This is a genomic window from Ohtaekwangia sp. (assembly GCF_036568665.1).
Classification (GTDB): domain Bacteria; phylum Bacteroidota; class Bacteroidia; order Cytophagales; family Cyclobacteriaceae; genus Ohtaekwangia.
On sequence record NZ_DATCSD010000342.1, the window covers coordinates 1 to 5,607 of the forward strand.

General features: G+C 45.6%; 8 protein-coding genes. All 8 read left to right on the forward strand.

The annotated features are described in order from the left end of the window. Positions 1-471 (forward strand): hypothetical protein (locus VIN08_RS19340; protein WP_331968417.1); only part of this gene is annotated, 471 nt, incomplete at its 5' end. 15 nt (positions 472-486) lie between these two features. Continuing rightward, a complete protein-coding gene (locus VIN08_RS19345; RefSeq protein WP_331968420.1) occupies positions 487-1,071 on the forward strand; it encodes a DUF6580 family putative transport protein in 585 nt (194 codons plus the stop codon). A 239-nt stretch (positions 1,072-1,310) separates the two neighbouring features. Continuing rightward, positions 1,311-2,246, forward strand: coding sequence for an ABC transporter substrate-binding protein (locus VIN08_RS19350; RefSeq protein WP_331968423.1), 936 nt, complete (start codon positions 1,311-1,313; stop codon positions 2,244-2,246). Next, on the forward strand, positions 2,243-2,893 hold the full coding sequence (locus VIN08_RS19355) for a diphthine--ammonia ligase (RefSeq protein WP_331968426.1): 651 nt from the start codon (positions 2,243-2,245) through the stop codon (positions 2,891-2,893). The genes VIN08_RS19350 and VIN08_RS19355 overlap by 4 nt, the downstream gene beginning before the upstream one ends. Continuing rightward, positions 2,890-3,405, forward strand: a complete 516-nt coding sequence (gene cobU / locus VIN08_RS19360; protein ID WP_331968429.1) for a bifunctional adenosylcobinamide kinase/adenosylcobinamide-phosphate guanylyltransferase — start codon at positions 2,890-2,892, stop codon at positions 3,403-3,405. Before VIN08_RS19355 ends, cobU begins: the two co-directional genes overlap by 4 nt. A gap of 3 nt (positions 3,406-3,408) precedes the next feature. After that, on the forward strand, positions 3,409-4,494 hold the full coding sequence (gene cobT, locus VIN08_RS19365; RefSeq protein WP_331968432.1) for a nicotinate-nucleotide--dimethylbenzimidazole phosphoribosyltransferase: 1,086 nt from the start codon (positions 3,409-3,411) through the stop codon (positions 4,492-4,494). Next, positions 4,491-5,267, forward strand: coding sequence for an adenosylcobinamide-GDP ribazoletransferase (locus VIN08_RS19370; protein WP_331968435.1), 777 nt, complete (start codon positions 4,491-4,493; stop codon positions 5,265-5,267). Before cobT ends, VIN08_RS19370 begins: the two co-directional genes overlap by 4 nt. Further along, the coding region (locus tag VIN08_RS19375) for a histidine phosphatase family protein (protein ID WP_331968438.1) at positions 5,252-5,607 on the forward strand (356 nt) is incomplete at its 3' end. The genes VIN08_RS19370 and VIN08_RS19375, both read left to right, overlap by 16 nt.

Consider the following 5,607-nt stretch of genomic DNA (forward strand, 5'->3'; position numbering starts at 1 on the left):
GGCTATATCAACCTGGATAAGCAGAACGATCTAGGGTTTGAAATTGAATCGACTGTTCGCATAACAGGGAAATTGAGTGTAAAAGCTTTCTATGCTTTTGTAAAAGGAGAAGTTACTACCAAGAAAACAGCAGAGCGCGATACAACTTACAACAACCTTATCCGCAGACCCAAGAACTCTATTGGTGTAAACGTAGGCTATGCCTTTAACAGCAAATTCTATGTGAGTGTTAACCTGAAGACCTTTGGCAAACGCAGCGATCTGTTCTTTAACTCGACTACGTTCGCTACCGAAGCGGTTTCTCTTAAAGCTTACCAGTTGCTGGATGTATATGCAGAGTATAAATTACTGGATGGCAAACTGAAAGTGTTTGCGGATGCACATAATATACTCGATAAAAATTACTACGAGATATACGGCTATAGCACAATGGGCTTCAATATGAATGCCGGTGTCTCCTTTGGCTTCTAAAAGTATACTATACGTATGAATAAAATTAACCCAAGACCTGTTGTACTGGCTGCCTTTATTCTGGCAGCCGGTATATTCCGGATGGCAACGGCCAGCACGCACTCGTCACTATCGAGTTTTACACCACTCGGGGCTATGGCCCTGTTTGGTGGTTTCTATTATAGCGATAAGTGGAAAGCATACCTGTTGCCATTGCTTACACTGTGGATCACCGATATATTCCTGAACCGTTATTTGTTCCTTGGCTATTGGACGATCTTTTACCAGGGAGCTGCGTGGGTATACGGCAGCTTTGCGTTTATGGTATTTATAGGGCAACAGATGAAAGTAGTGTCAGTACGAAATATAGCGATCGCATGTGTGGCTGCGGCTGTATCGCATTGGTTGATTACCGACTTTGGCGTATGGCTATGGGGTTGTACAGGAACCTCAGAAGATATACCTTACACAAAAGATTTCAGCGGACTGATCGATTGCTATAGAATGGCATTTCCTTCCATGAGAAATTTACTGATAGGAAACTTTGTATTCAGCGCCATCTTCTTCGGAAGCTTTGAGTTGATGCAGAAGAGATTTCCGCAGTTATCTCCCGCAGAATAACGCAGAAAGGAAAGTAAAAGCAGAGACGGGAAGTCGGGAAGACAGAAAGTCTGGAAGCATTCATCTCTGTGCAACTTTGTGTCTCCTCTGTGTTCTTCGTGCCATTGGATTTTTAAGCCACGACTAACAGAGATTGAATATCGAACAAGGAATATCGATCAACGAATGTCGAAGTATATATCACATCACACCCCAACCCACACCCACGATTAACGGATAACCATTAACGAATAACAAAAATGATCGCCTGCTCTTTTCTTCCCGCGGCAACGAAAATGATCTACGATATGAACCTGCAGCATTTGTTGCATGGAGTCACGTTTGAGTGTCCGCATGATGCATTGAAAGAAAAACCAAAAGTGGTGCGCTGTGTGCTCGAAGGGAAACAGTATTCCAGTCAGGAGATCGATCGCATCTTTAGCGCGAGCAAAGCACAAGGTAAAAGTTTATATTATGTAGATGAAGACCTGCTGCAGAGCATTCAGCCGGATGTGATCTTTACACAGGATGTATGCGAAGTATGCCAGATCGATACGGCCTGCACTTCGGCTGCCGTGGCTAAACTTTCCAAACAACCGAACCTGGTGGCCTTAACACCTGCCAGTCTGGAAGATGTATTCAGCACTGCTGTTACCATAGCCTCTGCGTTGGGACAGGAGGAACAAGCCTATATATACCTGGCTTCTCTCCGAAAGCGCATCGACTATATTATTGACGAACTTCGCAGGGCGAAAGCAATGCCGAAGCGTATCATGCTCATGGAATGGATGGAGCCTATCTATAACTGTGGCCACTGGATACCCCATCAGATTGCGTATGCCGGAGGTATAGATATGCTTTCCAATCCCAATGGCGATAGTATTGTAACTCCGTGGAGTAAAGTAGTGAAGTACGATCCGGAAGTACTCATCATTGCACCTTGTGGTTTTGATGTAAAGCGCTCGCAGGAAGAAATACACTTGCTAGCTTCAAAGCCTGAGTGGAATTCGCTACAGGCGGTAAGGAACAATCGTGTATTCATAGTAGACTTCGATCTTTTTACGCAGCCCTCAGCCTCTACGTTGGTAGATGGTATAGAAGTGCTGGCAGCCTTATTTCACCCGGATATATTTACGGTGCCGACACGCCTGCAAAATAAAGTCTCATCATTACCTGTAACATCGCTGGTATCTTGAAAAATTTTTTTAGTAGCTGGAGCGGAGGGAAGGACAGTTGCTTTGCGTTTATGCAGGCGATAGCGCAAGATATGCAACCCTGTGTGCTGCTAAATATGATGAACGAAAATGGTATGGTGAGCCGGAGCCACGCTATACCGAAAGATATACTCTTGCAGCAAGCTGCCATGCTCAACCTGCCGATGATCACACGGCCTGCAAGTTGGGAAGGGTACGAAAAAATATTTATCGAAACGTTGCATACACTGAAAGCCGATTTCGGAATACAAGCCGGAGTGTTTGGCGATATAGATTTACAGCCTCACCGCGACTGGGAAGAAAAAGTTTGTAGTGCTGCAGGCATCGAAGCTATACTTCCGCTATGGCTGCAGGATAGAAAAACTTTGGTATATGCGATGCTCGAAGCTGGTATAGAGACCTATATAGTTTCGTGTAATGAAACCATGGGCGAACGTTTTCTCGGGAAGAAAATAACGCATGCCCTGGTGGACGAGCTGGAGGCGATCGGTATAGATGCCTGTGGTGAGAATGGTGAATATCATACACTGGTGGTATATACACCGATGTTTAAAAAAAGAATTAATGTTGTCTTTGGAGCCACGCGTTGTCATAACCAATATTGGTTCATCGAAATGAAGCTTGCATGATAATTCTGGTAACCGGAGGCGCCCGCAGTGGTAAAAGTCGTTACGCACAGGAGCGCGCCAAACAAACAACAGACTCACCGGTATATGTTGCAACAGCGCGACAGTGGGACGGTGATTTTCAAGACCGAATAAAGCATCACAAACAGGAGCGCGGTCCCGAGTGGACATCGTACGAAGAAGAAAAGTACGTGAGTAATCTTGCGCTTAGGGGTAGGGTGGTAGTGGTTGATTGCATAACACTATGGCTTACCAACTTCTTCATCGACCATAAACAAAATATTCATACGGCACTCACGGAATTTAAACAGGAAATTGATAAGCTTGCTACACAAGAAGCTATATTTATTGTTGTAACAAATGAAATAGGTATGGGTGTACATGCAGAGACCGAAGCCGGAAGAAAGTTTGTTGACTTGCAAGGCTGGGCCAATCAATATGTAGCATCTATAGCAAGCGAAGTAATTTTCATGGTATCCGGTATACCGGTAAAAATAAAACCAGCCAGTGTCTGACCGATGAAGAAGTTTAAGATAAAGCCGTTGGCAACCTCGTTGCAGGCAACGCTTCAGAAAAAGATTGACAAGAAAACCAAACCGCTCGGAGCGCTCGGTAAATTGGAAGAGTTGGCGTTGCAGATCGGTATGATCCAGCAAACACTTTCGCCCGCATTAACCAATCCGTATATACTGGTGTTTGCCGGAGATCATGGTATAGCAGAAGAAGGTGTAAGCGCCTATCCGCAAGAAGTAACATGGCAGATGGTGATGAATTTTATACAAGGTGGCGCTGCCATCAATGTATTTTGTCGTCAGCATAACATTACCTTGAATGTAGTGGATGCCGGTGTGAAATATACTTTCCCCGAAAACCTTGAAGGACTTATCTATAACAAGATCGCGATGGGTACGGCCAATTTTCTAAAAGGCCCGGCCATGACGATCGAGCAAACACAACGTTGCCTTAGTACTGCGGCGGATATAGTCAATGCTATACATGCCAAAGGTTGTAATGTAATTGGCTTTGGCGAAATGGGAATAGCCAACACCACATCAGCCAGTGCGCTGATGAGTTTGTTCTGCGATATACCGGTGGCACAATGTGTAGGTCGCGGCACCGGTTTGGATGATGCGGCTTTTCAGCACAAGATCGATGTAATTACCCGTGCACTGAAGCAGTATAACAAACACGATACACCCATTACCATGCTGGCCACCTTTGGTGGTTTTGAAATAGCACAGATAGCAGGTGCCATGTTGCAGGCTGCCGAAAATAGCATGGTTATTCTGGTAGATGGTTTTATTACTACAGCCGCATACCTGGTAGCGCAGGCGATAGATCCGGCAGTAAAAGACTATTGTATATTCTGCCATCAGTCGCAGGAACGGGGGCACGGTCTTATGCTGCAGGCTATCGATGTGCAGCCTTTACTCGAACTGAACATGCGCCTGGGCGAAGGCACCGGTGCAGCTGTAGCCTATCCGTTGTTACAGTCAGCGGTGGCATTCCTCAACGACATGGCAAGCTTTGAATCAGCCAGTGTAAGCGAAAAGTCAGAGCCGGCAGATACCCGGTTGAAAGCAGATTCAACATCCATCCTTTGAAACGCGAGCTCCAGATATTCTTTACAGCCGTTATGTTCTATACCCGTATACCGTGTCCGCGGTGGGTAGATCATAATGCCAGCAATCTCAACGAAGCTACGCGATACTTTCCGCTCATCGGCTGGATCGTGGCGAGTGTATCGTGGCTTTTCTTTTTTCTGAGCAGGTATATATTTTCCGTGGAGGTCAGTCTTCTTTTCTCGATGGTAGCCGGTATACTGGTAACCGGTGCTTTTCATGAAGATGGTTGGGCCGATGTATGCGATGGCTTTGGCGGAGGATGGACCAAAGAAAAAATTCTCGCTATTATGAAAGACAGCCGCGTGGGTACTTACGGAGTTACCGGGCTCATCTTTATGCTGGCACTCAAGTTCTTTTCGTTGCAGCAGCTTGCTATAGTTCCGCTATATATATTCCTGTTAATTGGTATAGTAGCACATGCCCTTAGTCGGCTGGCAGCCGTGCTGGTAATGTTCACGTCAGTATACGTGCGCGAAGATGCCGATAGCAAAGCCAAGCCGGTAGCACAACAACTGAAGCCTCGTAACCTGCTCATGGCTTGTGTGTGGGTAGCCATGCCGTTGGCACTGCTGGTATATTACGATGTGATTTTTCTATTGATCATTATACCCGTAATGCTCATAACCAGTTACCTGCGCTGGTATTTTATAAAATGGATCGGTGGTTATACCGGTGATTGCCTCGGAGCTACGCAGCAAGTAAATGAAGTGGTGATATACCTGAGCATACTCGCCTTATGGAACTATATGTGATCCGCCACACCACACCGGATGTAGCCAAAGGAATCTGCTATGGTCAATCCGATATTTCGGTAACACATACTTTCCCGGAAGAATCACATCGCGTATTGATGCAGCTTCCTTTAGAGTTGGATATAGTATATACCAGTCCGCTGATACGTTGCCTGCAATTGGCAGATACGATAGCCAAAGCACGCCAATTGGAAATGGTAACGGACGCGCGTCTGAAAGAATTAAACTTTGGTGACTGGGAATTAAAAGCCTGGAACGATCTTGACCAATCGTCACTGATGGATTGGATGAATAATTATGTAGAGGTATGTTGCCCCAATGGAGAATCGTATGCACAGCT